This window comes from Terricaulis silvestris (assembly GCF_009792355.1).
Lineage (GTDB): Bacteria > Pseudomonadota > Alphaproteobacteria > Caulobacterales > Aquidulcibacteraceae > Vitreimonas > Vitreimonas silvestris.
Genome location: NZ_CP047045.1, coordinates 754,129 through 776,961 on the forward strand (window position 1 = coordinate 754,129; position 22,833 = coordinate 776,961).

Below are 22,833 nucleotides of genomic sequence, written 5' to 3' on the forward strand. Positions count from 1 at the left end.
ACCCTCCCCCGCAAGGGGGGAGGGCTCAGAGTGGCGCACGTCATCAAGCCGCCCTCTGCGCCAACTCATCAACCAGCGAGTCGATATCTAAACCTTCCGCGCGTGCGCCGAAGCTCAGCTGCATGCGGTGCACCAAAGCCGGCCGCGCCAGCGCCGCCACATCATCCACCGCCGGCGCCAAGCGCCCGCGCAACAACGCCCGCGCCCGCACCGCCAGCATCAACGCTTGCCCCGCGCGCGGTCCCGGTCCCCACGCCACATGCTGATTCACGCGCGGATCGTGGCTCGACCCCGGACGCGCCGACCGCACCAATTCCAAAATCGCCGCCAGCACCTTCTCGCCCACCGGCATCGAGCGCACCAATTGCTGCAAGCGGATCAAAGCCTGCCCGTTCAACACCGTCTGCGGTCGCTGATCTTCCAAGCCAGTCGTCTCGATCAAAATCCGACGCTCAATCTCCGCATCCGGGTAGGGCACATCGACTTGCAGCAGGAAGCGATCCAATTGCGCTTCCGGCAACGGATACGCGCCTTCGTGTTCGATCGGGTTTTGCGTCGCCAACACATGGAACGGCCGCGGCACATCGTACGCCGCGCCCGCGACCGTCACGTGATGCTCCTGCATCGCCTGCAGCAATGCTGATTGCGTCCGCGGCGACGCGCGGTTGATTTCGTCTGCCATCAGCAACTGCGTGAAGATCGGCCCCTTCACGAACCGGAAGTGGCGCCGCCCCGCGTCGTCCTGATCCAGAACTTCAGAGCCCAGAATATCCGCCGGCATCAGGTCCGGCGTGAACTGGACGCGCGCCCAGTCCAGCCCCAGCACACGCGCCATTGCTTCGACCAACCGCGTCTTCGCCAAACCCGGCGCGCCCACCAGCAGCACATGGCCGCCCGCCAGCACCGCCGCCAGCGTCAACTCGATCACCCGCTCCTGGCCGAACACGGCCTTGCCGATCTCCGCGCGCACCCGCGCCAAAGTCTCGCCGGCCTGTTCGGCTTCGCCGACGAGGGCCGCTGCAGCTTGTCTGTCATCCATGGGTTTGGAAGCTCACATTGTTGGGGGCGGATTTATGACGCCGACCGTGTTAGGCGATCCCTACCGATGCCGGAACCGCCTTCGCCCCCCAAATCGTCTTTTGAGGAAATGTTAGCCGTCCTCAAGGCTCATGCCGGAACCCGCGACAAAGGACCTCCACCCGTCGACAAATGGAACCCCATCCATTGCGGCGACATCGGCATGGAGATCATGGCCGACGGCACATGGAAGCACGAAGGCACGCGCATCACCCGCGAACCGCTGGTGCGCCTCTTCGCCTCGATCCTCCGCAAAGACGAAGACGGCCAAACCTATCTCGTCACGCCCGTCGAAAAGATCGTGGTGAAAGTCCACGACGCGCCCTTCACCGCCATCCGCGCCGACCGCGTAGGCGAAGGCAAAGACCAACAGATCATCTTCACCACCAACGTCGGCGACGTGATCACAGCAGGACCAACCAACCCCATCCGAGTGGAGCGCAATGGCGAAGAACCTCGCCCGTATGTGTTGGTGCGCGGGCGGTTGGAGGCGCGCATCCTGCGCGCGCCGTTTTATGAATTGGTAGAGTGGAGCGAAGCGCGAGACGGCGTTCTCGCGGTCTTGAGCGGCAACGCGTCATGGAGCCTAGGTAGTGCCTAGAGCGCCTATGCGGGACCTTGTTCGTCTGACGCAGCGCCATCGAATTCGGTGCGCATTCTCTCCGAGATGTCGACCAAAGACGCGGTAGGACCGTCTACGAAGATGAAGTCGGCGTCGTTAGAGCATGGCAACCCCTCAGCGTAGCCGCCCACCATCTCAAGATCGCCGATCATAAACGAAAGGTCCTCAGCGATCGAGTAGCCGTAGCGCTGCAATATGGTGTCTGCCAGCCCTTTGGCGATTGCAGGGTACTTGTGATAGCGGCGCCGATTGTAGGGCGTCTGCAGCATTTTGATGAATGCTTTTTCTGCATCCTCAACGAGCACTTGCGGCTGCACGCGTTTGAGGGGGTTCATCAGCATATCGACGGCGACGTCATCGATTTCGTCGTCGTCGCCGTACGTACTGACAAATAGCGGATCGATGTCAAAGAAGAAGAACATGATCTCTTCCGAGAGTCGGCCTTGTGCGCCGCGAACCAGCTCGTTCGTCAGAATTTTCAATCGCGCCTCATGCGGCAGTGCCACGAGGCGTTTGAATGCGCTGTCTTGTGACATTCCGATGTAAAGCAGGTCGTACTTCGCGAACTGGCGAACGTCGCCAGCGAAGGAAACGTATTTGTGACCGCGCCAAACATTCCACAGGAACTTGTCTGGCGTGAACCAAACAGGATATCCCGCGCCATTAACATCGCTGATCTCTATCCTCTTGGGGCCCGCGGCAACATCCGCTGCGCCGCGCTCGCTGCGAGGCCAGTCCTCCATAATCGCATCCACGTCCACCGATCCGGCGACCAATTCTCCAGGAAATCCGAGATCGAAGCTCAGCACCTGCTCGTCCTCGTTCCAGGCGAGGTTGTGAAACTCGACCTCTCTCCGGGCGGCGATCATGTAGAGCTTCGCCGTGTCGAGCCGTTCCCGCGCGGCGGCATCCTCAAGGAGCCAGTCGGCGTGTTGGTTCGAGATGGGCGGATAAACGAGCCTAAGAGAGGCGGTCATTGAGTGCATGACCATCATGTAGCGTAGAGCACCTCAACGCGATATGGAGCAGCGGCGCGTTGCACGTCGTCTCGTCTGTGCTTAGGCGTCGACACGTGTCCGCCGCCTTCGCCCAGCTCCTACGGCAGCGCCAAGACCCGCTCATCACCCCGACACCCGTCCCACCGCCATCTATCCCCCAGCTTCCGCCGCTAACGTCCTGATTTCCCGCGCCTCCAACAAAATCTATCCCACAGCTCCAAACTGGCCGGATAATGCCGCGCCATGCACGATTTCACTGCCCCCGCGCCCATCGCCGATCTCTGGAAAAGTGCGCGCGCAGTATTAGCCGATGCGCTCAGCGCATTCGGCGGGCCGCAGCAGATTCAGCGTACACTCGACCGCATCGCGCGCAGCGCCATCAGGCGTCAGCTGAAGGCGCTGGAGGTTTTGGTGATGAAGCTGCTGCTCATTGAAGCCGCCAAACTGCCCGCCGTCACGAAACGCGCACACGCCGCGCCGAACGGGCAGGGACGTAGCGCGCACGCCGCCGATCCCGCGCGGCCCGAGACATGGCGCGTGTGTTTCCAACTGCACATTCCACCCGAACCCAAAGACACAGGGCCACGCATCCGCGGCTTCGGTCCCTCGCGCCTCATCCGCGCTGTCGTCGTTGACGCGAACACATTCGCCAACCGCCTCGCCGCGATGCGCGCCAGCATCAGCAACGAGGAACGCGATTCCGCCGCCGCCGCACGACTCGCGCGCCGCTTCGAAGCGTTGCGCCGCGTGTTCGCCAACCCGGCGCCGCGCGCGCGTCGCCTGAAACACAAGCTGATCGCCTTGAAGCAACGCGCCTTCGCCGCGGCCAGGCGCATCGTGGCGCACAAGCCGCCGCCCCGTCAGCTCGATCCGATCTTGCTCGATCGGACCCGATACGCGGCCGAGCACGCGCCGCCGGCGTTCGACACAGGCTAACGCAGCTCTTCCCGAGCGAAATCGCCGCCGCGCCCCACCAGGCGAGGGCGCCGCCGCGCGCGCCGATTGCGCGTGCGCCAATCGGCGCTTAGGTCATTCACGTGACTTCACCCGCCATAGATCGCAAAGTATGGACCGCCGGCGCCCTCGCCGGCATGCGCCTGATCGAACAAGCGTCGGCGTTTGTCGGTGGCATCGGCGCCGTGCCGGCGAGGGCGCCGGCGGTCCATATTGCGCGCGCGCCCTCCTCTCAAGAGGAGGGAGGATCGTGAGCCTTGAGCAATTATTGCGAGCCAAACTCGATCCGCTCGACGCTGTCGCGCACGAAACCGCACGCACGCGCAGCGACAACGATCTGAACCCCGACTGGGACAATCATCCCGAAACGCGTCCCGCCGCGGTGCTCGCGCCGATCATCAAGCGCGCCAGCGGCTGGACCATGCTCTTCACCGAGCGCGCCAAGGAGACGCCCGCGCATCCGGGTCAAATCTCATTCCCCGGCGGCCGCGTGCAGGCGAGTGACGCCAACGCTGTCGACACCGCGCTGCGCGAAACCTTCGAAGAGATCGGTCTCGCGCGCTCGTTCATCGAGCCGATCGGCGCCTGGGATCGCTACGACACCATCACCGGCTATCGCGTCACGCCGATCGTCGGCCTAGTCGAGCCCGGCTTCGACTTGGCACTCGATCCGCGCGAAGTGGCGAGCGTGTTCGAAGCGCCGCTCGATTTCTTGATGAACCCCGCCAACCACGAAAAGCGCGAAGCCCAATGGCAAGGCCGCACGCGCTACTATTACGCCATGCCCTACGACGGCCATAACATCTGGGGCGCCACCGCCGGCATGATCCGCGCGCTTTATGAGAGACTGTATGTGTGAGCGCGCGCTCGAAAACCCTCCCCCTCGCGGGGAGGGTCGATCGCGCAGCGATCGGGGAGGGGGGCGTTCAAACACGCAGGCGCCTGATCGTTTGCACGCCCCCCACCCCCCAACCCCCGCCCCGCAAGGGGGCGGGGGAACGTGAGCGGCCAAGACCCCGCACTCCTCCGCCGTCTCCTGCGCGCCAAAGATCGCATGGACGCGGCCTCGCACGAGGATTGGCCGGTCGAGCGCCTGGCCTCCGTCAGCGGCGTCTCCGAAGCGCACTTCGCGCGCTCGTTCAAAGACGCCTTCGGCGTGCCGCCGCACCGCTACCTGCTCACCCGCCGCATCGAACGCGCCAAGGCGCTGCTCCGCGACACCGATCAGCCCATCATCGACATCATGATGGAAACCGGCTGGCAAAGCCTCGGCACCTTTGGCCGCGTGTTCCGTGACATCACCGGCGAGAGCCCCACCGAACTCCGCGCCCGCGAGCAGGCCAGCGCCCACGCGCTCGCCCATGTTCCGCACTGCTTCGTCAGCGCCGCCCACCGTCCCAACTTGAAGTCCGCAGTTTCGGAGAAGCGCCGCCAGGAGGCCGCCGATAAGAAGGATCCAGACAGCAACTGAGATCCCTTACGGAGGCGAACATGGCAGGCATCGGCATCATCGGGCTCTACGTCCACGATCAGAGCGAGGCGCTCGACTTCTACACCAACAAGCTGGGCTTCCAGGTCCACGCCGATCACACCAACGGCAACTACCGTTGGCTCACCGTGAAGCACCCGGCCCAACCATCGTTCGAGCTCGGCCTGTTCCTGCCGCAAGAACCGGTGCTCGACGCCGCCACCGCGCAAACCATGCGCGAAATGGTGGCCAAAGGCGCCATGCCGCCGCTGGTGCTCACCGTCGACGATTGCCGCGCCAGCTACGAATCCATGCGCGCGAAAGGCGTGGAGTTCACGCAAGAACCGATCGCACGCTACGGCGGCGTCGACGCCAACTTCCGCGATCCTTCTGGCAACGCCTGGAAGATGGTGGAAGGAAAGTGAGATGTACGCACAACTTATGCAGGCGCCAGCGAAGGGGTTTCACATGAGCAAGTTCATCCGCGTGTTTCACCGCTGGACGTCGATCACCTTTACACTCGTCGTCATCGCCATCTTCGCGATGTTGGGCCTAGGTCAAACACCGGCGCAGTGGATTTACTACGTGCCGCTGCTGCCGCTGTTCTTGCTCCTGATCACCGGCCTCTACATGTTCTTTCTGCCATACGTCGCGAAGGCGCGACGGGGACAAGCGAGTTAGGAGCGAACGGTGGCGAAGAAAGCAGCAAAGAAAACCGCGAAGAAGGCGAAGGCTGCGCCGAAGAAGACGGCGCGGCCCAAGCTCCTCTCCGGCGGCAACCCGCAGATCGCCAAGGGCTATGGCGACGCGCCGGTGCAGGCCTACATCGCCGCCGTGCCGGATTGGAGACGAGATGTCGTCAAGCGTCTCGACACGCTCATCACCAAGGCCATCCCGCGCGTGCGCAAAGCCGTAAAATGGAATTCGCCGTTCTACGGCGTCTCGGACAACGTCTGGTTCGTCAGTTTTCACGTCTTTGCGAAATACGTGAAGGTCACTTTCTTCCGCGGCGCCGCGCTCAAGCCGCCACCAGAAGGCAAGTCGAAGTACCCGCAGGTGCGCTATTACGATATCCGCGAAGGCGAACTCGACGAGAAGCAATTCACGTCATGGGTCAAACAAGCCAGCAAACTGCCTGGCGAAAAAATGTGAGAGCGATGAAGAAAGCCGTGAAGAAATCCGCACCAACAAAAAAGGCCGCACCGAAAGCCGCCGCCGACTGGCGCCGCGCCACGCTCGCGCGCGTCCGCGGGCTGATCGAAGAAGCAGACCCGGAGGTCACCGAAGAAGCCAAGTGGAAAAAGGCCGGCAACCCCGCCGGCGTCCCAACCTGGTCCCACGACGGCATCATCTGCACCGGCGAAACCTACAAAGACAAAGTGAAACTCACCTTCGCCCAAGGCGCCAAACTGAAAGACCCGGCCAAGCTCTTCAACGCCGCCGATACCGGCGCCACCCGCCGCGCTATCGACATCATCGAAGGCGCCAAGCTCAACGAAACCGCCTTCAAGGCGCTGATCAAAGCCGCAGTCGCGCTGAACACAGCCAAGAAGCCAGCGAAGAAGAAAGCTTGAGGCGAAGCGCCAACTCCGGGCATGATCGACGCGATGTTTGAGGAGCGACCCAGTATCGAGGGCGAGCAAGACCGCTCGATCCGTCACGCGCGCATGGTCCGTGAAGCCGCGTTCTTTTGCGTTGGCATGATAGTATTCGTTGCTGCATTCGGGGCTGGCGGCATGTGGCTGTCGTACGGCTATGTCGATATAGACCTGCTGCTGTTCACAATCGGACTAGTGTCTATCGTGCTCCCAATTGGAATGTTCTTCGAGTTGAGAAAGCGTTGGTGAACACTTCAATCACCCACGCCACGTGGCTCAAAGCCGCCGAAACTCAAAAGCTGATCGCAGCACTCGAAACTGCGCGCGCCGACGGCTCGCGCTTCGTTGGCGGCTGCGTGCGCAACACTTTGATGGGGCGCGAGGTCGACGACATCGACATCGCCACTCAGCTCACGCCCGATCGAGTCACCAACATCGCCACCAAAGCCGGCTTCGCCGCGCATCCGACCGGCATCGAGCACGGCACCGTTACCGTCGTCGTCAATTCCAAGCCGTTCGAAGTCACCACGCTCCGCCGCGACGTCAGCACGGATGGCCGCCGCGCCACCGTCGCCTTCACCGAAGCCTGGGAGGAGGACGCCCAGCGCCGCGACTTCCGCATGAACGCACTCTATGCCGACGCGACCGGCGCCATCCACGATCCCACCGGCGGCGGCATCGAAGACACCCGCACCGGCCGCGTGATCTTCATCGGCGACGCCCACATGCGGATCAAAGAAGATTATCTCCGCATCCTGCGCTTTTTCCGCTTCAACGCTTGGTACGCGCGCGGCCCCGTCGACCCGATCGGACTCCACGCCTGCGCCGATCTCGTCGCCGGCCTCGACACGCTATCGGTCGAGCGCGTCTGGAAAGAAACCAAAAAGCTGCTCAGCGCGCCCGATCCGCGCGCGTCATGGGAGGGCATGAGCGCCATCGCAGCCCGCGCCCGCGCGCTGCCGGAGCTCAGCAACGAAGCTCGGCTCGATGCGCTGTGCACGCTCGAAGCCGATCTCATGCTCAATCCCGACCCGATGACGCGCGTCGCCGCAGCGCTCACCGATCAGCAGAGCGCGAAGACGCTTGCCAACCGCCTCAAGCTTTCAAACGAAGAACGCGATCGCCTGGTCGCCGCTCTCGGCGACGACGTGAAGATCACCTCGTTCCTCTCAATGCGCGAAATGCGCCGCGCGATCTACAAGCTCGGCAACGAAGCCTTCCGCGACCGCGTCATGCTCGCCTGGGCCAAAGCCGGCGACAAAGGGCAACAATGGCGCGCGCTCGTCGCCCACGCGCAAATGTGGACGCCGCCCAAAATGCCGCTCACCGGGGATGAAGTGATGGCTGCTGGCGTGCCGGCTGGGCCGAAGGTCGGCGTTGTGATGCGCGAAGTCGAAGACTGGTGGATCGACGCCGATTTTCCCGACGACAAGCTCAGCGTTATTGAGCGCCTGAAGGCTGTGGCGCAGGGGCTCGCTTAGGCAGTTCGAGCTTGCGGATGACCTTCCGCGCCGGCTCTTCGATCCAAAGATACGCAAACACCGAAGCCACGATCGACACCACAAACACGCCCACCATCGCGCCAACACGCAGCGCGAGATCAGACGTCTCCGTCACGCCAAACCGCTCCAGCGCGTGAAACCACACGATGTCGATCGGCAGGTGGATCATATAGAGCGCGTAGCTCGCCGCGCCCAAGAACACGAACACGCGCCCGCTCATCGGCGCATCGACGCCATGGCGCGACGTCTCAGCCAAGCCATACAGCAAGCCCGCCAACCCGAACCACACCAAGCCTTCCCACATCCCAAGCGTCGTCACCGCCAACACCCAACCCGCGCTCGCCATCACGATCGGCCAAGCCCAAGCCTTCGGCGCCGCATGTGTTCGCCCAAAGCTGTAAAGCGCAACGCCCAGCAAGAACGACGGCAAGATCCGCAGCGCCCCGATCTGCGCCGTCATCTGCGAGAAATCATTGCCGACCCAAGGCAGCACCGAATGCAGATTGCTCAGGCCCCAGAAGCTCACGACGCAAAGCGCCAACGCCCCCACCGCCACCAGCCCAGACCAACGCTGCGCCTTCAGCACCAACGCCGCCACCAGCGGGAAGAGCAGATACGCCGCCCATTCCGCGCTGATCGACCAGCTCGGGAAATTCCAACCCACTGCCTGGGTCGTGCCCCAAGCGTGAACCATAAAGAGATGCGCCGGCAGATCGCTCCACTTGAACGCCTCCGGCGATCCGACGCCCGCGCCCATGACACCAGCGCCCACAAACAGCACGATCATCGCGCCCAGCGCCGCGAGGTGCATTGGGTAAACCCGCGCGATCCGGTTCTTCAAGAAGCCGCCGTAACCAAACCGGCCGCCCTCGAACTGGCTCAGATAGACGTGCGCCAGGATGAAGCCCGACAGGGTAAAGAAGAGATCGACCCCCAAATACCCGTCCGCAACCAGCCCAAACTGACCCATCCCAAGGCCCAGATGGTCCTTGAAATGGTACAAAAGCACCCAGAACGCCGCGATAAATCGAAGCGAAGTCAGCGGTTTGAGTTCCTGGGGGTAGGCGAGAGCGGTCATGACCGCTCGCCCGACGCAAGAAAAAGGCCGTCAGAAAACGTCCGCGGCGGCCCGCTTGATGAGCAGACTTTGTCCCCGGGCGATCCGACGGAAGACCCTTAGGAAGATGAGCGTGCCCGCGACAGCGAACGCATAGCTAGCGGGATTGGCGATGTCGCCGATTTCCGGGGGGATTAGTCCAATTGCGGGAGAAGCTCGCAGCTGAAGCTGATGAAGGGCGATGCTGATTAATGCGCAGCCCCACCACCACCAGAGCGCTGAGCGCCGCTCAGCTTCATCGCCATCGCCAAATGTCCCGCGCCAAATTTTCTGCACGGCGCGAGGTGGCATGAACAGGTTCGCGACGGGAACCACGTACCAAGCCACAGACCAAGCTGCCTCTGCCTGTCCATTGCTGCCCTTTAGCCGATGGACATTACTCATCGTCCGGTAAGTTATACGCGCGCTCACGATGAGGCTCGCGACGAAGAGCGCCACGTTAAGCGCCTGCGAATAGGCAATGAGAAGAGTCAACGTTTGGATTTGCTCCGGTTGCCATGTCAACATATCGCGTTTCGCTATGCTGATGCTTCCGGTGAGCGCTAGCATCCAAGTGAGGACGCCGATTGCGCCCCACATGACGACGCGCATCCACCCAAAGAGCGGCCACGGATCAACGGGGCCGCGACCGTGTGTCATCAAGGCCATTTCGCCACCGGCGGCATAGAGCTCAAAATGCTCTCCACATTCCCGCCCGTCTTTAGCCCAAACGTCGTGCCGCGGTCGTACAGCAGGTTGAACTCCACATAGCGCCCGCGCTGCACCAGCTGCTCTTCGCGATCCGCGTCAGTCCAAGGCTGCGCCATGCGCCCGCGCAGGATTGCCGGATATGCGCTCAGAAACGCCCGCCCCACATCCTGCGTGAACGCGAAGTCTTCTTCCCACGTATCGCCGCTCTCGCCGCCGCTATTGTGATGATCGTAGAAAATTCCTCCGACGCCCCGTGCCTCGTTGCGATGCGGCAGCCAGAAATACTCGTCCGCCCATTTCTTGTAGCTCGGATAGAGATCATCCCCATGCGGATCGCATGCAGCCTGCAATGCCGCGTGAAACGCAATCGTATCCGGAGCGTCTTCACGCCGATCCTTCGCCTGCGTCGGGTTCAAATCGCCGCCGCCGCCGAACCACCATTGCGTCGTCGTGATGTGGCGCGTGTTCATGTGCGCCGCAGGGCAGTGCGGATTGCGCATATGCGCGATCAACGAAATCCCGCTCGCCCAGAAACGCGGATCGTCCGCCGCCCCGCGCACATTCTTCGCGAACTCCGGCGAGAATTCCCCGTACACCGTCGAAACGTGCACGCCGACTTTCTCGAACAACCGCCCGCGCATCATCCCAGCAACGCCGCCGCCCTGATCGCTCACGCCGTCGCCCCGCCGCCAAGGCGCCCGCACGAACCGTCCGGGCTCTCCCGGATAGAGGTTCGCCGGCGCCTCATCCTCCAGCGCCTCGAACGCCGCGCATATCTGATCCCGCAGCGCCTCGAACCAAGCCTTCGCCCGCGCCTTCCGCTCGTCGCTCACGTCAAAACTTCTCCCAAGCGCCGGTCTGCCGCATCGCCTCGCTCAGCACCACAGCCGCGGCCGTCACCACGTTGAGCGACCGCAGCCCCCGCGCCATCGGCAACCGCACGCTGACCTGCGCCGCCTCGTACACCTCCGGCGGCGACCCCGCGCTCTCGCGCCCCAACAGCAGCGTGTCGCCTGTGGAGAACTGGAAGTCCTGGAAGCTCACCGCCCCGTCGGTCTCCACCAACACCAAGCGGCCACTCGATCGTTCCGGCGCCGAGCGAAACGCCGCGAAGCTCTCGTGGCGCTCGATCCGCGCCTTGTCGCCGTAGTCGAGTGCGGCGCGTTTCATCGATGCGTCCGTCAGCGGAAATCCGCACGGCTCGATCACGTCCAAAGCGACGCCCAGGCAGGCAGAGAGGCGAATGGCCGCGCCAAGATTCTGCGGGATGTCTGGTTGATAGAGTGCGAGCCGCACGGTAAGGCCTCGGCGCCGGAGAATCTGGGCTGAATCGGGTGCTTGAGCACAAGGCATGCGGCGACGCGCCGCGCGCTTCACGAACCCGACTAGCCTAGCTTCGCCGCCGAACCAAGGCCGGGAGATGACGGGCGTGGCTGAAGCAAAGCCGATTGACGCGCATGGCGGTGACGAAGCCTCCCGGCGCGACTTCATTTATATCGCCGCCGGCGCCGTCGGCGCGGTGGGCGTCGCTGCCACGATCTGGCCGTTCGTCGATCAGATGAACCCCGCCGCCGACACGCGCGCGCTCTCGACCACCGAGGTCGATCTTTCCGTCGTCGCACTCGGCCAACAGATCAAAGTGATGTGGCAGGGCAAGCCGGTGTTCGTGCGTCACCGCACGCCGGACGAAATCTCCCGCGCCCAGCGCGACGACTATGCGACGCTCAAAGATCCGCAGCACGACGCCGACCGCATCGTGCAAGAGGATGGTCAGCCTGGCCGCGCCGAGTGGCTCATCCTGCAAGCCAATTGTACCCACTTGGGCTGCGTGCCGACCTTCGTCGAAGGCTCGCAGTATGGCGGCTGGTTCTGCCCGTGCCACGGCTCTGACTACGATACGTCAGGCCGCATTCGCCGCGGCCCCGCGCCGAAGAACCTGCTCATCGCGCCGTATGTCTTCATGAACGACACTTCGATCCGGATCGGCTGAGGGGCCCGCCATGAGTTCTCATTTCAACCATGGGGTCTACGAGCCGCAATCGGGGTTCACCCGCTGGCTCGATAAGCGCCTGCCCATTCTGCGGCTGTCGTACGACAGCTTCGTCGCCTACCCGGTGCCGCGGAATCTGAACTATTGGTGGACGTTCGGCGCGATGTTGGCGATGTGCCTCGTGGTGCAGATCGTCACCGGCATCGTGCTGGCGATGCACTACATTCCGCACGTCAGCATGGCCTTCGCCAGCGTGCAGCGCATCGATCGCGACGTGCCGTTTGGCTGGCTCATTCAGAACATCCACTCCGTTGGCGCCTCGATGTTCTTCCTCGCGGTCTATATCCACATGTTCCGCGGCCTCTATTACGGCTCTTACAAAGCGCCGCGTGAGCTGCTCTGGATTCTCGGCTGCATCATCTACCTGCTGATGGTCGTCACCGGCTTCCTCGGCTACACGCTGCCGTGGGGCCAGATGAGCTTCTGGGGCGCCACCGTCATCACCAACATCCTGGGCGCGGTGCCGCTCGTCGGCGAAAGCATCCAAGTCTGGATCCGAGGCGGCGCGGCCATCGACCAGCCCACGCTGAACCGCTTCTTCTCGCTGCACTATCTGCTGCCCTTCGTGATCGTGGGCGTTGTCGGCCTCCACATTTGGGCGCTGCACGAAGCCGGCCAGAACAACCCCACCGGCGTCGATGTGAAGTCGAAGGCCGACACGGTCCCGTTCTCGCCGCACGCCACCATGAAGGATTTGTTCGCGACGGTGCTGTTCGTGATCCTGTTCGCAGTGTTTGTGTTCTACCTGCCGAACGCACTCGGTCACGCCGACAACTTCATCCCGGCTAACCCGCTGCAAACGCCGCCGGAAATCGTGCCGGAATGGTACCTGCTGCCATTCTACGCCATCCTGCGCGCGTTCGATTTCAACATCGGCCCGATCGATTCCAAGCTTGCGGGCGTCATCGCCATGTTCGCCTCGATCGCGGTGCTGTTCATCCTGCCGTGGATCGACACGTCGCGCGTGCGTTCGATGCGCTACCGCCCGATCGCGCGCCAGTTCTTCCTGATCTTCGTCGTCGCCTGCCTCGTGTTGGGCTGGTGCGGTGGTCAGAACCCGGGTCTCATCATTGCAAAGCCGGCTGACTTCTCGGCGACGCTGACCTGGACGCAAGGCGGCCAAGTCGTGACGCGTGCGTTCAACGCACCGAGCGAAGCGCAGTTCGACGAAGCCGCTGAAGCCGCGCGCACCAGCATTGAGGGCGCGACGCAGACATCCGTCATCCGCGAAGGCGCAACTGCCGCCACGGTCACCGGCGTTGTCGGCGGCCAGATGCAAACGGAAACGCTCAACGCCGGCACCATTGATGAATTGGAAGCGGAAATCAGCGCTTACAAATCCGAAATCGGCGCTGCTGCTCCATTCTTCAGCGTCGAGCGCCGTACGCCGCCGCTCGTCTTCACCGTCACGACGCTCTCGCAGATCGCGACGTTCTACTATTTCTTCTTCTTCCTCGTGCTGCTGCCGCTATTGGGTTTGCGTGAGCGTCCCAGTCGCGTGCCGGACACGATCGCCAAGCCGGTCATCGCCGAGCAGGGGGCTGCTTGATGTTGCGCGCTCTTTCCGTCGTCGCCGCCATTGGCATTGGCGCTCTGGGCGTCGCCTTCGCCGCTGGCGAAGCCGAGCATCCGCACAACTATCCCTACAGCTTCGATAGCCCCGTTGGCGGCTACGACATGGCGCAGGTGCAGCGCGGCTTCCAGGTTTACAATCAGGTCTGCGCGGCCTGCCACGGCATGGATCACCTCGCGTATCGCCATCTCGGCGAAGAGGGCGGCCCGTTCGCCGCCTACAACGTGCGCGACCACGAGACTGGCGAAGAGAAGATGCAAGTCGGCCGACCCGAGCATGGCGGCCTCTTCGTCGACGTCGTCGACAATCCGTGGGTCCGCTCCATCGCGGAATCACACACCATCAGCGACGTCGATCCCAACAGCGGCCAGCTGACCGATCGTCCTGGCCGCATCTCGGATCACTTCCGCCGTCCGTTCCCGAACGAGATTGCCGCGCGCGCTTCCAACGGCGGCGCCTATCCGCCGGATCTCTCGGTCATCACCTCCGCTCGCCACGGCGGCGCCGATTACATCCGATCGCTGTTGGTTGGTTACGACGGGCACAACGAAGGCGCGCTCTACGGCAACCTCTACTTCCCAGGCGGGATGATTGCGATGCCGCCGCCGCTGGTGGAAGGCGCCGTGTCCTACGCTGACGGTACCGCCACGACCGTCGAGCAATACGCCACCGATGTCTCCGCCTATCTGCAATGGGCCGCCGATCCGCACATGGAACAGCGCAAGCGCACCGGCATCGTCGTGCTGGCGTTCCTGATCGCGCTCGCTGGCCTAATGTGGCTCGCCTACAAGACCATCTGGCGCACCGAAGCGCACTAGCGCCTCATTGGTTACGAAAGAGCGCCCCGGGAGGGGCGCTCTTTTCGTTTGGGCCAAACAAAAACGCCTCGCCCTTGAGAGGCGAGGCGTTTGCAGAGCGATAGGGTCTATTGCGCCTAGCTTGTTGCGCCCGTCGTTGTCGTGGCCGAGGTCGTGACGGGAGCGCCGTTCATCGTCGGTGTAGCCGCCGCATTGCTGTCGATCGTCGTGGTCGGCGCAGGCACATCCGTCGGCGCATATTGGATCACGCCATTGACGCGTCCGGCGCGACGGCCGCGGCGTTGCGTCGAAGCGCGTTCAACCGGAACCGAAGCGCGGAAGAATTGCGCCACATCAATGGTGCGCGGCGTTGCGCGTACGCCTGGATCCGGCACGTCAGCGTAGAACACGTGCGCACCGATCACCTGGCGGCCCTGGCCGACGCGCGACCAGCGCGGGCGAATGGCGCGCGTGTGATAGAAGAGCGCGCCGTGGGTCGGATCGACTGATTGCCCCGAGAGCACTTCGCGTGCGACGCGCTGCGCGATTTCCCACTCGGCTTCCGCGCCACCGTTGTAGCGCGCCGGATCGCGCGCGAGGTTTTGCACCAGCCGCCGGTTCGGATCGCCGCGGTTCCAGACCGAGAACTGTTTCGGCGACAAGATCACAGTGGCCAGGTTCTCGCCGAAGCGCTGACCCACGCGATTGACCATCACATGCGATACTGCGCGCATGCCGTCTTCGCCTTCCGATCGCGCTTCGCCCCAGGCGGTCGCCGCAAGCAGACGGACTTCTTCTTCGTCCACCGGAAGCAGCGGCAGTGTGAGCTGGGGCGCAACCGCCAACTGCTGTTCGTTAGGAACGAAGCCAATGATTGGCCGTTCACCTGAAACCACCGCGGCAAGCGCGTCCGGAAAAAGCGCGAAGTTCATCACCGCGGCGATGACCAGGAACCCTGCGGCGCCGATGGCGTGCAGGAAGTCGTTCACCGTTTGCGTAACGCCGCGACGAGCGCCGCCGCGAGCGTTTATCTTCTTGTGCGGACGAGTAAGTCCGACCCAGCGAGCGGCCATCTTGGTCTCTCTGTTGGTGCGCGGCATTACGCTCGCGTCATAAAAACAAATTGGATGCGTCCGCCCCGCAGCGCGCCGCGAACACGTGTTGTGTTCTACTTTTCCACATGACGAAAATGCGGCGCGCAGGCGGCGAACTGGTTGGGAAAACGCTCTAGGTCATGCGTCGTGTGTCAGCGCGCCGCACACGCAAAACTTTGGCGAAGAAAGTTCCGCAACCGCTCGACGCCTCGCCCATCGCGCGTATTCTTACGTCGCTGCAAGGGGAGAGCAGATGACGCAAGCGCGCTCGATCGATGCCGCCGCCAACGGCTATGTCCGCCATCGCTTCGTGCGCGCGCTGTGCGCATCCTTCGTGGTTGGCGCCGTGTTCGGCATTGTCGCCATTGTTGCCGGCGCAAGCATCTCAACTGTGCTGCAAGGCGACTGGGCGACGGTCGCGCTCCTCCCGCTTGGCTTCCTCCTAGTCTTCCTGCTGTTCGCCGTGCCCGTCGCGCTTTTCGTGACGCTGGGTGGCGCCATCGTGGACATCTTGCATCGGCGTCTCGTTGCTCTAGCCACCTTTATCGTGTCGTTCGCGGGCGTGTTCGTTCTCGGCGCGAGCGTGTTGTATTCCGCGCTGTCTTTGACCGGTTTCGACGTCACGCTGCCAGCCGGCGACGCCATCTGGTTCGGCATGTTCGGTGCAATCGCCACGCTGATCAGCTACCAACTCATGCGCGCAAGTTGGTGGCAACTTACGGCGAGCGCCGAGAACTTTCGGGCCGTGCGCGGATGGCGTCCCGCACCTTGGCGCTTGTTCACGTCTTTCCGGCGTTATCTAGGCCTTCCCAGCTTCCTCTCCTACGTCGGCAAGAAGCGCCGCATGGTGACGCTGCTCTATTTCGGCGTCGCCGTGCTCAATCTCGGTCTGTTGATGATCCTGATGCTGCCAATCTTCATCGGTTCGGAAGGCGACCCTCAATACCCTCAGTCCAACCCCTACATCCTCTACACAACTCTCGGCGGTCTCCTGCTCCTCAACCTCATCGGTGCCGGCGGTGTGCTCGCGCGCATGGCCGACCAGCGCACCACCAAGCTCTACCAGAACGTCCGCGAATGGGACGCACGCGCGCCGATCATCTTTCTCCGCGCCTTCGATCAGGACGACGAGCGCCTCAAGGCGCGCGGCGGTGATCCCTTCGCACGCTGGCCTGCGGGCGTCGGCTCAAGCCGCACGCTTGACGAAATCCTGCTCGAACACGGCTCTCCGTACGGCCCCGTCATAGCCATTGGAGATCCGCGTGATCCGACGCCGCCGCTCGGCGCCGCGCGCGTGTTCGTGGAGGGGGTGGGCGATGAGTGGCAAAGCGTTGTGCGGGGCCTCGCTGGAGCATCGAAGGCCGTCGTCATGTGCCCCAACCACGGCGAGGGCGTGCAATGGGAGCTCGACCTCATCGCCCAAGCCGGCGGCCGCCTGCAGACCATCTTCCTCGCCAGCCCCGAGCTCGACCGCGCCGCCACGCTCACGCTGTTTGCGCGCCTCGTTCCCGACATGCCGGCGATCCCGGAAGAACAGCTTGCCATCGCCGCCTACAGCCATAGGGGCGAGTGGCGCGTGCTGACCACCAAGCGGCTTAGCCTTGAAAGCTACAGCGCCGCACTCAACACAGCGCTGCAAGTCCAGTTCGGGCTCGCGGGTGAGCCGTTGAAGCGTCCAGCGCGCGCCTAGCGCGGCCGACCTTCGATATCGGCGATCAGCTGCTTCAGGTGCTCGTCGATCTGGCCGAGGTGCATGTCCAACGACTTGCCCAGTGCGCCCAGGCTATCGCTCAGGACGATCCGCGCCGTTTCGTTGGCTTCGATCGTGTGACGGAGGCGCGCGACAACGTCGGGCGCGGACGCGGCGGCGTACTGCCGCGGGGTCTTTGGGTCGTTCATGGATGTCCTGGTCCGGGGGAGAGGAGTAGGGCGCTGGACTTAGTGTGCGTTGCCACCGGTCGCTTTTCCGCGCCCGACGAAAACTTATCCGCAGGCGACAAAAGTTCCGCAAAGCGCCTATAACACGCGATCGTGAGCGAGATCATTCGCGCCGAGTCGCTACGCGGCTTTCCGGAAATCGTCGCCGAATTGGGCGGCGATTCCGACGCGCTGCTTGAGGAAAACGGCATCGATCCGGCGGTGCTCGCCGATAACGACGCCTACCTGTCCTATCGCCGCGTCATGATCCTTGTCGAGCGCGCTGCGGTCGCGCTGAGTGCGCCCGACCTCGGCATACGCATGGCCGAACGCACTGGCGCAGGCATGTTGGGGCCGCTCGCGGTCGCGATGTACAATGCCGAAACCGTTGGCGCCGCGATCGCCATCGGCCAGCGTTTCTTCCATTTCCACAACCGGACCGTCGTTCTCACGCTCGCACGCTTCGACACCGACCACGATCTCATCACCTTCGACGTCCGCATGCGCCGCGCCCCGCGCCACGTGCAAACCTACGAGCGCGGCATCGCCACGCTACACGGCTTTCTCGCGACCGTGTGCGGGTCCGCCTACAAACCGAAAGCAATTCGCTTCCGCCATGAGCCGCTCTCGCCCTTGCCACGCTACCGCGCCGTGTTCGGCATCGCGCCAACATTCCATGCGCCTGACGCGGGCGTTGTCCTCGCGCGCGACCTGATCGACGCGCCGCTGATCGGCGCCAATCCGCAGCTCCACAAGATCGCGGAGCATTTTCTCGAAAGCGTCGCGCCGCCCGCCGCCGCCGATGACGCGCTCGCCCCCCGCGCCCGCATCATCGTCGCGCGCCTGATGCGCCTCGGCGATTACACCCAGGCCGATCTCGCGCGCGCCTTCGGCCTGCATGAGCGCACGCTGCAGCGCCGTCTCAAACTTGAGGACACCAGCTTCGAAGACATCCGCGACGACGTCCGCCGCGAGCTCGCGCAGAACTACCTCGCCCAACGCGGCATCCCGCTGGCGCATGTCGCTGAAATGCTGGGCTATGCCGAACCCTCCGCCTTCACCCGCGCCAGCCAACGCTGGTTCGGCCAAGCGCCGAGGGAGGTGAGGAAAAGGATGACGGGGTGAAACAGAAACGCGGGCCCGAAGGCCCGCGCTCCAACGTTCCTAATCTTGCGCGATGGCTACCGCAGCTCGCTCGCGCTCTTCACGACGCGCCCGACCAGTCCGTATGCTTTCGCTTCTTCCGCCAGCATCCAGTAGTCGCGGTCCATGTCGCGCTTGATCTTGTCGATCGGCTGGCCGGTGGCTTCGGCGAAAATCTTGTTCAGACGTTCGCGCATGCGCAGGATCTCGCGCGCCTGGATCTCAACGTCCGACGCCATGCCGCCAATGCCGCCGCGCGGTTCGTGCAGCAGGAAGCGCGTGTTGGGCAGGCAGAAGCGGCGCTCGCGCGGGGCGGCGCAATAGATCAGCGCGCCGGCGCTGGCGACCCAGCCTGTACCCAGCATCTGCACCGGTGCGTCGATATACTTCACCACATCGTGGATCATGTCGCCGCTTTCGACGTGGCCGCCGGGCGACGAAATCACGAACGTGATCGGCTTGGAGTTCTGCGCCGCCAACGCAAACAGGCGCTCGGTGGCGCGCCGCGCTTGCACATCGTTGACTTCGCCCGTCAGCATCACGACGCGCGCTTCGAGCAGCGCCTTCTCGATCACTTCGGGTGCGTTACGGCCGTCCGCCGGGTTCTTTTCTTTGTCGTCTTCATCGTCGAGGCGGAATGCGTCGTGCGTCATCGGGGGTTGGCTCCCATGGAACTTGAAGGCTCTGAGGTAGGGGGGTTCGCGGCCATTTCCTAGCCCGGAAGCAGGCTGGCGGGGGCGCCGTCCGCAGCCTAGGATGCCCAAAACGGGGCTGCGGGGCCCCAGAACATTTGGGGAGCCTTCCGTGAAACCATCGGAACTGACAATTCGCGGTCTGATCCTTGGCGCCGTCATCGCCATCGTCTTCACCGCCGCCAACGTTTACCTCGGTCTCCGGGTCGGCATCACCATCGCTTCATCGATCCCCGCCGCCGTCATTTCGATGGGTATCTTCCGGCTCTTCAACACCGGCTCCATCCGCGAAAACAACATCGTGCAGACCGTCGCCTCCGCCGGCGGCACGCTCTCGGCCATCATTTTCGTGCTGCCGGGCCTCGTCATGATCGGCTGGTGGCAGGGGTTCCCGTTCTGGATGACGTTCTTCATCTGCGCCTTGGGCGGCACGCTCGGCGTGCTGTTTTCCATTCCGCTGCGGCGCGCGCTGGTCGTGAACTCACCGCTGCCGTTCCCTGAAGGTGTTGCCGCCGCTGAAGTGCTGAAAGTAGGCGCCACCGGCGACGAAGCGCCGGCCAACGTGCTTGAGCGCAATCGCGGACCGCTGGTTGTGCTCTACGGCGCCATCGTCGCCGCTGGTGCACAGATCGTGACGTTCATGGGTCTCAGCACCGGCGCCCTCGCGCACTTCTTCCGCGTCGGCCAAAGCGTCACCGGCATCACCTTCGGCCTCTCGCTAGCGCTCGCGGGCGCGGGCCACCTGGTCGGCATCTCAGTTGGCATTGCGATGCTGTGCGGTCTGTTGATCTCTTGGGTCGGTCTGATGCCGATGCTGACGGCCGGCGTGCCAGGCGAGATCGCCGAAGTCGCCGAGACCGTTTTCCGCGGACAAGTCCGTTTCGTCGGCGCCGGCGCCATCGGCATCGCGGCGATCTGGAGCCTGATCAAGCTGGTTGGTCCGCTGATCAAAGGCGTGTCCGACACCATAGCCGCCGGCAGCGCCACAAAGACCGGCGCGCACGATGATCGCGACATCCCGATGAGCATGATCGCGCTTCTGAGCTTGATCTGTCTCGCCGCCATCGCGGCTTTGCTCTACCTCTTCATCCAAGGCACGCCGCTCGCCTCGCTTGGCGTCCCGCTGATCGCGGGCGGAGTGGTGTTCACCGTTGTCGTCGGCGCTTTCATCGCCACCGTCGCCGGCTACATGGCCGGCCTCATCGGTGCGTCGAACAGCCCCGTCTCCGGTATTGGCATCTTGGCTATCGTCTCAGGCGCGGTGCTGCTCGCCATGTTCGTGCAGCCGCTGCTCGATGCCGGCGCAACCGACGCGCTCGTCGCCTTCGCGCTCTTTGCCGTCGCCATCGTGTTCTCGATCGCCACGATCTCGAATGATAACTTGCAAGATCTGAAGACCGGCCAACTCGTCGGCGCTTCGCCCTGGCGCCAGCAAATAGCGCTCATCGTTGGCGTCATCGCGGGCTCCCTCATCATCGGCCCCGTGCTTGATCTCCTAAACGCCGCTTACGGCTTCCCAGGCGATCCGAACCGCGCCGCCATCGTCGCCGAGCCCCTCGCTGCGCCGCAGGCGACTTTGATCTCGTCACTCGCGCGCGGTGTTCTGAACGCCGACCTCGATTGGAGCCTGATCGGGATGGGTGTCGGCATCGGTGTCGTCGTCATCTTCATCGACGAAATCCTGGGCTTCCTGAAAGTGTTGCGCATTCCGCCGCTTGCGGTCGGCATCGGCATGTACTTGCCGACGGACGTCACCACGCCGGTCGTGATGGGCGCCGTCATCGGCTATTTCTACAACCGCGCCGTCGAGAAGCGCGAAAACGGCGAGATGGCCAAGCGCTTCGGCGTTCTGCTCGCGTGCGGCTTCATCGTCGGCGAAAGCATGCTCGGCATCTTGAACGCAGGCCTCATTGTCGGCACCGGCAATCCTGCGCCGATCGCTATCGTTGGCGAGGAGTTCGCAGGCATCGCACCCTACGTCGGCCTCGCCATTTTCGCGCTGCTGTTGTTTGTGAGCTATCTCTGGGTGGCGCGCCAATCACGCGCTAAGTAACAGCGGGTGAGCGACGTCTTCATTTCGTACAAGCGCGAAGACCTCGCGCGCATCGAGACGCTGACCGCGCTCTTGGCTGACCTCGATATCGCCGTCTGGTTCGACGCAGGTATCGAGGTCGGCGCCGATTGGGATCGCCGCATCCACGAACAGATCGACGCCGCGCGCGCCATGATCGTGTGCTGGAGTTTCGCGGCGGTGTCTTCGCCGTGGGTGGTGAAGGAGGCCATGATCGGCGCCGAGCGCAACATGCTCGTGCCGGTCAAAGTCCATCACTGCGCGCTCCTCGCGCCATTCGACACAATCCAAACCGCCGATCTCACGCACTGGGACGGGGAGCCCGATCATCCCGAAATCCAGAAAGTGCTTACCCGCCTCGGCCAGCTCCTCGACAAGAAGAACCTCGCCCGCAACGCGCGCTCCCGCGCCGGCGGCCAGAACGAAGCGCTGGTGAACCTGCTGCGCTCGATGCTGATCGATCGCGCCATGTCGGGCGATCCGCCGTTCACCTACAAGGAAGCCGAAGACGCGCTCCGCGACGCGGCCCGCGCCGAAGACCTCCACATCGGCGATCTCGATCAGCACGCTCTCTGGGGCGCGCTCGATTCCATCTCCGAACAAAACCGCCGCCGCCGCGAACCGCCGCTCAACGTCCTTGTCGTCAGCAAGGACACCGGCCGCCCCGGCCGCGGTTACTGGCAGAAGAACACGTTTCTCGAAGGCGATGCCGACGAACTCGAACGCGCCGTGTTCGAACGCCACCTCGCCCGCGTGCGGGCTTCGAGCTGGAGCCAGGACGTCTAAAAGGAGCGCGGGTCTTCAGACCCGCGCTCCTTTAGCTCAGCTCATCAAACAGCGCGTTGAACGCCGCCACCGCCGCGCGCGGTCCATCGACGTGCGCCCACACGCCCGCCGACACGGCGATGAAATCAGCGCCCGCGTGCACCAAGGGCGCCGCGTTCTCAACATTGATCCCGCCAATGGCGACGCACGGCGTGGTGGCGGTTTCCTGCCAGATCTCCAAAATTTCCGGCTCGGCCCAATGCGACGGTTCTTTGGTCCCAGTCGGGTAGAACGCACCGAACGCCACGTAGTCCGCGCCAGCTTCCGCAGCTTCGTAAGCCAGATCGCGCGAGTTGTGACACGTCACGCCGACAATGCGATCGCGCCCCATCAGCGCGCGCGCCTCCGCGTAACGCGCATCTGTCTGCCCCACATGCACCCCGTCTGCATCGAGCTTCGCCGCAAGGTCAGGCCGATCGTTCAAAACGAAAGCTGTATCCGCGCTATGCGCGATTGGCTTCAGCGCCGCGCCCACGCGCAACACTTCCGCATCGCCAGCATCCTTCAGCCGCAACTGCACGCACGCGATGTCGCCGCCCGCCAGCGCACCTTCAAGCGCGCGCGAAAACGCCTCCAGCTCGAACACCGGCGGCGTGATCAGATAGAGGCGGCAACGGTTCGGCATGACGCTTTCCTAGCGCCCCG

26 protein-coding genes and 1 pseudogene are annotated in these 22,833 nt (G+C 63.7%); 17 read left to right on the plus strand and 10 right to left on the minus strand.

Annotation, left to right across the window (positions count from 1 at the left end; genetic code table 11):
- Window positions 1-43: 43 nt before the first annotated feature.
- A complete protein-coding gene (locus tag DSM104635_RS03490; RefSeq protein ID WP_158764869.1) occupies window positions 44-1,039 on the minus strand; it encodes an AAA family ATPase in 996 nt (331 codons plus the stop codon).
- Between the two features lie 108 nt (window positions 1,040-1,147).
- Here DSM104635_RS03490 and DSM104635_RS03495 point away from each other — a divergent pair, with 108 nt between their 5' ends.
- A complete protein-coding gene (locus tag DSM104635_RS03495; RefSeq protein ID WP_158764870.1) occupies window positions 1,148-1,678 on the plus strand; it encodes a DUF1285 domain-containing protein in 531 nt (176 codons plus the stop codon).
- Window positions 1,679-1,683: 5 nt separating this feature from the next.
- On the opposite strand, the gene DSM104635_RS03500 is transcribed toward DSM104635_RS03495, so the two are convergent.
- Window positions 1,684-2,694, minus strand: a complete 1,011-nt coding sequence (locus tag DSM104635_RS03500; RefSeq protein ID WP_158764871.1) for a hypothetical protein — start codon at window positions 2,692-2,694, stop codon at window positions 1,684-1,686.
- 246 nt (window positions 2,695-2,940) lie between these two features.
- Here DSM104635_RS03500 and DSM104635_RS03505 point away from each other — a divergent pair, with 246 nt between their 5' ends.
- From DSM104635_RS03505 to DSM104635_RS03545, 9 genes are all read left to right on the plus strand, one after another.
- On the plus strand, window positions 2,941-3,633 hold the full coding sequence (locus tag DSM104635_RS03505) for a hypothetical protein (RefSeq protein WP_158764872.1): 693 nt from the start codon (window positions 2,941-2,943) through the stop codon (window positions 3,631-3,633).
- A 268-nt stretch (window positions 3,634-3,901) separates the two neighbouring features.
- Window positions 3,902-4,510, plus strand: a complete 609-nt coding sequence (locus tag DSM104635_RS03510; RefSeq protein ID WP_228445828.1) for an NUDIX hydrolase — start codon at window positions 3,902-3,904, stop codon at window positions 4,508-4,510.
- Between the two features lie 141 nt (window positions 4,511-4,651).
- Window positions 4,652-5,122 (plus strand): helix-turn-helix domain-containing protein, encoded by a 471-nt coding sequence (locus DSM104635_RS03515; protein WP_228445829.1) that lies wholly within the window; start codon window positions 4,652-4,654, stop codon window positions 5,120-5,122.
- A 20-nt stretch (window positions 5,123-5,142) separates the two neighbouring features.
- The gene (locus tag DSM104635_RS03520) at window positions 5,143-5,544 is read left to right on the plus strand and encodes a VOC family protein (RefSeq protein WP_158764874.1); all 402 of its coding nucleotides are present in this window, start codon (window positions 5,143-5,145) and stop codon (window positions 5,542-5,544) included.
- A 43-nt stretch (window positions 5,545-5,587) separates the two neighbouring features.
- Window positions 5,588-5,800 carry a hypothetical protein gene (locus DSM104635_RS03525; protein WP_158764875.1) on the plus strand — a complete coding sequence of 71 codons (213 nt, stop codon included), beginning with the start codon at window positions 5,588-5,590 and terminating at the stop codon, window positions 5,798-5,800.
- 9 nt (window positions 5,801-5,809) lie between these two features.
- Entirely contained in the window at window positions 5,810-6,271 is a 462-nt protein-coding gene (locus DSM104635_RS03530; RefSeq protein ID WP_158764876.1) for a DUF1801 domain-containing protein, read from the plus strand.
- Between the two features lie 5 nt (window positions 6,272-6,276).
- The gene (locus DSM104635_RS03535) at window positions 6,277-6,693 is read left to right on the plus strand and encodes a DUF1801 domain-containing protein (RefSeq protein WP_158764877.1); all 417 of its coding nucleotides are present in this window, start codon (window positions 6,277-6,279) and stop codon (window positions 6,691-6,693) included.
- Window positions 6,694-6,714: 21 nt separating this feature from the next.
- Window positions 6,715-6,966 carry a hypothetical protein gene (locus tag DSM104635_RS03540; RefSeq protein WP_158764878.1) on the plus strand — a complete coding sequence of 84 codons (252 nt, stop codon included), beginning with the start codon at window positions 6,715-6,717 and terminating at the stop codon, window positions 6,964-6,966.
- The gene (locus tag DSM104635_RS03545; protein ID WP_323368343.1) at window positions 6,963-8,198 is read left to right on the plus strand and encodes a CCA tRNA nucleotidyltransferase; all 1,236 of its coding nucleotides are present in this window, start codon (window positions 6,963-6,965) and stop codon (window positions 8,196-8,198) included. Before DSM104635_RS03540 ends, DSM104635_RS03545 begins: the two co-directional genes overlap by 4 nt.
- On the opposite strand, the gene DSM104635_RS03550 is transcribed toward DSM104635_RS03545, so the two are convergent.
- The 4 genes from DSM104635_RS03550 to DSM104635_RS03565 are packed head-to-tail and all read right to left on the minus strand — an operon-like array spanning window position 8,158 to window position 11,322.
- The gene (locus tag DSM104635_RS03550; protein ID WP_158764880.1) at window positions 8,158-9,297 is read right to left on the minus strand and encodes an acyltransferase family protein; all 1,140 of its coding nucleotides are present in this window, start codon (window positions 9,295-9,297) and stop codon (window positions 8,158-8,160) included. The two genes, DSM104635_RS03545 and DSM104635_RS03550, sit on opposite strands and share 41 nt — an antisense overlap.
- A 30-nt stretch (window positions 9,298-9,327) precedes the next feature.
- Window positions 9,328-9,984 (minus strand): DUF4328 domain-containing protein, encoded by a 657-nt coding sequence (locus DSM104635_RS03555; protein WP_158764881.1) that lies wholly within the window; start codon window positions 9,982-9,984, stop codon window positions 9,328-9,330.
- Window positions 9,975-10,859, minus strand: coding sequence for an oxygen-dependent coproporphyrinogen oxidase (hemF, locus tag DSM104635_RS03560; RefSeq protein ID WP_158764882.1), 885 nt, complete (start codon window positions 10,857-10,859; stop codon window positions 9,975-9,977). Before hemF ends, DSM104635_RS03555 begins: the two co-directional genes overlap by 10 nt.
- Window position 10,860: 1 nt before the next feature.
- Window positions 10,861-11,322 carry a tRNA (cytidine(34)-2'-O)-methyltransferase gene (locus tag DSM104635_RS03565; RefSeq protein WP_158764883.1) on the minus strand — a complete coding sequence of 154 codons (462 nt, stop codon included), beginning with the start codon at window positions 11,320-11,322 and terminating at the stop codon, window positions 10,861-10,863.
- 124 nt (window positions 11,323-11,446) lie between these two features.
- Here DSM104635_RS03565 and petA point away from each other — a divergent pair, with 124 nt between their 5' ends.
- From petA to DSM104635_RS03580, 3 genes and pseudogenes are all read left to right on the plus strand, one after another.
- A complete protein-coding gene (petA, locus tag DSM104635_RS03570) occupies window positions 11,447-12,016 on the plus strand; it encodes a ubiquinol-cytochrome c reductase iron-sulfur subunit (RefSeq protein ID WP_158767993.1) in 570 nt (189 codons plus the stop codon).
- A gap of 10 nt (window positions 12,017-12,026) precedes the next feature.
- Window positions 12,027-13,136 (plus strand): annotated as a pseudogene (locus DSM104635_RS03575) (cytochrome b); the annotation flags it as partial.
- Between the two features lie 488 nt (window positions 13,137-13,624).
- Window positions 13,625-14,467, plus strand: a complete 843-nt coding sequence (locus DSM104635_RS03580) for a cytochrome c1 (RefSeq protein WP_158764885.1) — start codon at window positions 13,625-13,627, stop codon at window positions 14,465-14,467.
- A 116-nt stretch (window positions 14,468-14,583) separates the two neighbouring features.
- Here DSM104635_RS03580 and DSM104635_RS03585 read toward each other — a convergent pair whose 3' ends face one another.
- Window positions 14,584-15,519, minus strand: a complete 936-nt coding sequence (locus DSM104635_RS03585; RefSeq protein WP_158764886.1) for a cell wall hydrolase — start codon at window positions 15,517-15,519, stop codon at window positions 14,584-14,586.
- A 274-nt stretch (window positions 15,520-15,793) separates the two neighbouring features.
- Here DSM104635_RS03585 and DSM104635_RS03590 point away from each other — a divergent pair, with 274 nt between their 5' ends.
- Window positions 15,794-17,230 (plus strand): hypothetical protein, encoded by a 1,437-nt coding sequence (locus tag DSM104635_RS03590; RefSeq protein WP_158764887.1) that lies wholly within the window; start codon window positions 15,794-15,796, stop codon window positions 17,228-17,230.
- Here DSM104635_RS03590 and DSM104635_RS03595 read toward each other — a convergent pair.
- On the minus strand, window positions 17,227-17,439 hold the full coding sequence (locus DSM104635_RS03595) for a hypothetical protein (RefSeq protein WP_158764888.1): 213 nt from the start codon (window positions 17,437-17,439) through the stop codon (window positions 17,227-17,229). The genes DSM104635_RS03590 and DSM104635_RS03595 overlap by 4 nt on opposite strands.
- Before the next feature lie 132 nt (window positions 17,440-17,571).
- Here DSM104635_RS03595 and DSM104635_RS03600 point away from each other — a divergent pair, with 132 nt between their 5' ends.
- Window positions 17,572-18,582, plus strand: coding sequence for an AraC family transcriptional regulator (locus DSM104635_RS03600; RefSeq protein ID WP_158764889.1), 1,011 nt, complete (start codon window positions 17,572-17,574; stop codon window positions 18,580-18,582).
- Between the two features lie 56 nt (window positions 18,583-18,638).
- Here the strand turns inward: DSM104635_RS03600 and DSM104635_RS03605 are convergent, their stop codons facing one another.
- Window positions 18,639-19,253: an ATP-dependent Clp protease proteolytic subunit gene (locus tag DSM104635_RS03605; protein ID WP_158764890.1), complete on the minus strand. Its 615-nt coding sequence runs from the start codon at window positions 19,251-19,253 to the stop codon at window positions 18,639-18,641.
- 151 nt (window positions 19,254-19,404) lie between these two features.
- Here DSM104635_RS03605 and DSM104635_RS03610 point away from each other — a divergent pair, with 151 nt between their 5' ends.
- Together DSM104635_RS03610 and DSM104635_RS03615 are read left to right on the plus strand one after the other, a co-directional pair.
- Window positions 19,405-21,345: an OPT family oligopeptide transporter gene (locus tag DSM104635_RS03610; protein WP_228445831.1), complete on the plus strand. Its 1,941-nt coding sequence runs from the start codon at window positions 19,405-19,407 to the stop codon at window positions 21,343-21,345.
- A gap of 6 nt (window positions 21,346-21,351) precedes the next feature.
- Window positions 21,352-22,149 carry a toll/interleukin-1 receptor domain-containing protein gene (locus DSM104635_RS03615; protein WP_158764892.1) on the plus strand — a complete coding sequence of 266 codons (798 nt, stop codon included), beginning with the start codon at window positions 21,352-21,354 and terminating at the stop codon, window positions 22,147-22,149.
- 31 nt (window positions 22,150-22,180) lie between these two features.
- Here the strand turns inward: DSM104635_RS03615 and thiE are convergent, their stop codons facing one another.
- Window positions 22,181-22,813 carry a thiamine phosphate synthase gene (gene thiE / locus DSM104635_RS03620; protein ID WP_158764893.1) on the minus strand — a complete coding sequence of 211 codons (633 nt, stop codon included), beginning with the start codon at window positions 22,811-22,813 and terminating at the stop codon, window positions 22,181-22,183.
- Window positions 22,814-22,833: the final 20 nt, after the last annotated feature.

Coding starts and splice junctions, on each gene's coding strand:
- DSM104635_RS03490 (WP_158764869.1), bottom strand. CDS start 1,039: ATGGATGACAGACAAGCTGCAGCGGCCCTCGTCGGCGAAGCCGAACAG.
- DSM104635_RS03585 (WP_158764886.1), bottom strand. CDS start 15,519: ATGGCCGCTCGCTGGGTCGGACTTACTCGTCCGCACAAGAAGATAAAC.
- thiE (WP_158764893.1), bottom strand. CDS start 22,813: ATGCCGAACCGTTGCCGCCTCTATCTGATCACGCCGCCGGTGTTCGAG.
- DSM104635_RS03550 (WP_158764880.1), bottom strand. CDS start 9,297: ATGACCGCTCTCGCCTACCCCCAGGAACTCAAACCGCTGACTTCGCTT.
- DSM104635_RS03500 (WP_158764871.1), bottom strand. CDS start 2,694: ATGATGGTCATGCACTCAATGACCGCCTCTCTTAGGCTCGTTTATCCG.
- DSM104635_RS03505 (WP_158764872.1), top strand. CDS start 2,941: ATGCACGATTTCACTGCCCCCGCGCCCATCGCCGATCTCTGGAAAAGT.
- petA (WP_158767993.1), top strand. CDS start 11,447: ATGACGGGCGTGGCTGAAGCAAAGCCGATTGACGCGCATGGCGGTGAC.
- DSM104635_RS03525 (WP_158764875.1), top strand. CDS start 5,588: ATGAGCAAGTTCATCCGCGTGTTTCACCGCTGGACGTCGATCACCTTT.
- DSM104635_RS03595 (WP_158764888.1), bottom strand. CDS start 17,439: ATGAACGACCCAAAGACCCCGCGGCAGTACGCCGCCGCGTCCGCGCCC.
- DSM104635_RS03520 (WP_158764874.1), top strand. CDS start 5,143: ATGGCAGGCATCGGCATCATCGGGCTCTACGTCCACGATCAGAGCGAG.
- DSM104635_RS03580 (WP_158764885.1), top strand. CDS start 13,625: ATGTTGCGCGCTCTTTCCGTCGTCGCCGCCATTGGCATTGGCGCTCTG.
- DSM104635_RS03495 (WP_158764870.1), top strand. CDS start 1,148: ATGTTAGCCGTCCTCAAGGCTCATGCCGGAACCCGCGACAAAGGACCT.
- DSM104635_RS03555 (WP_158764881.1), bottom strand. CDS start 9,984: ATGGCCTTGATGACACACGGTCGCGGCCCCGTTGATCCGTGGCCGCTC.
- DSM104635_RS03605 (WP_158764890.1), bottom strand. CDS start 19,253: ATGACGCACGACGCATTCCGCCTCGACGATGAAGACGACAAAGAAAAG.
- DSM104635_RS03540 (WP_158764878.1), top strand. CDS start 6,715: ATGATCGACGCGATGTTTGAGGAGCGACCCAGTATCGAGGGCGAGCAA.
- DSM104635_RS03590 (WP_158764887.1), top strand. CDS start 15,794: ATGACGCAAGCGCGCTCGATCGATGCCGCCGCCAACGGCTATGTCCGC.
- DSM104635_RS03535 (WP_158764877.1), top strand. CDS start 6,277: ATGAAGAAAGCCGTGAAGAAATCCGCACCAACAAAAAAGGCCGCACCG.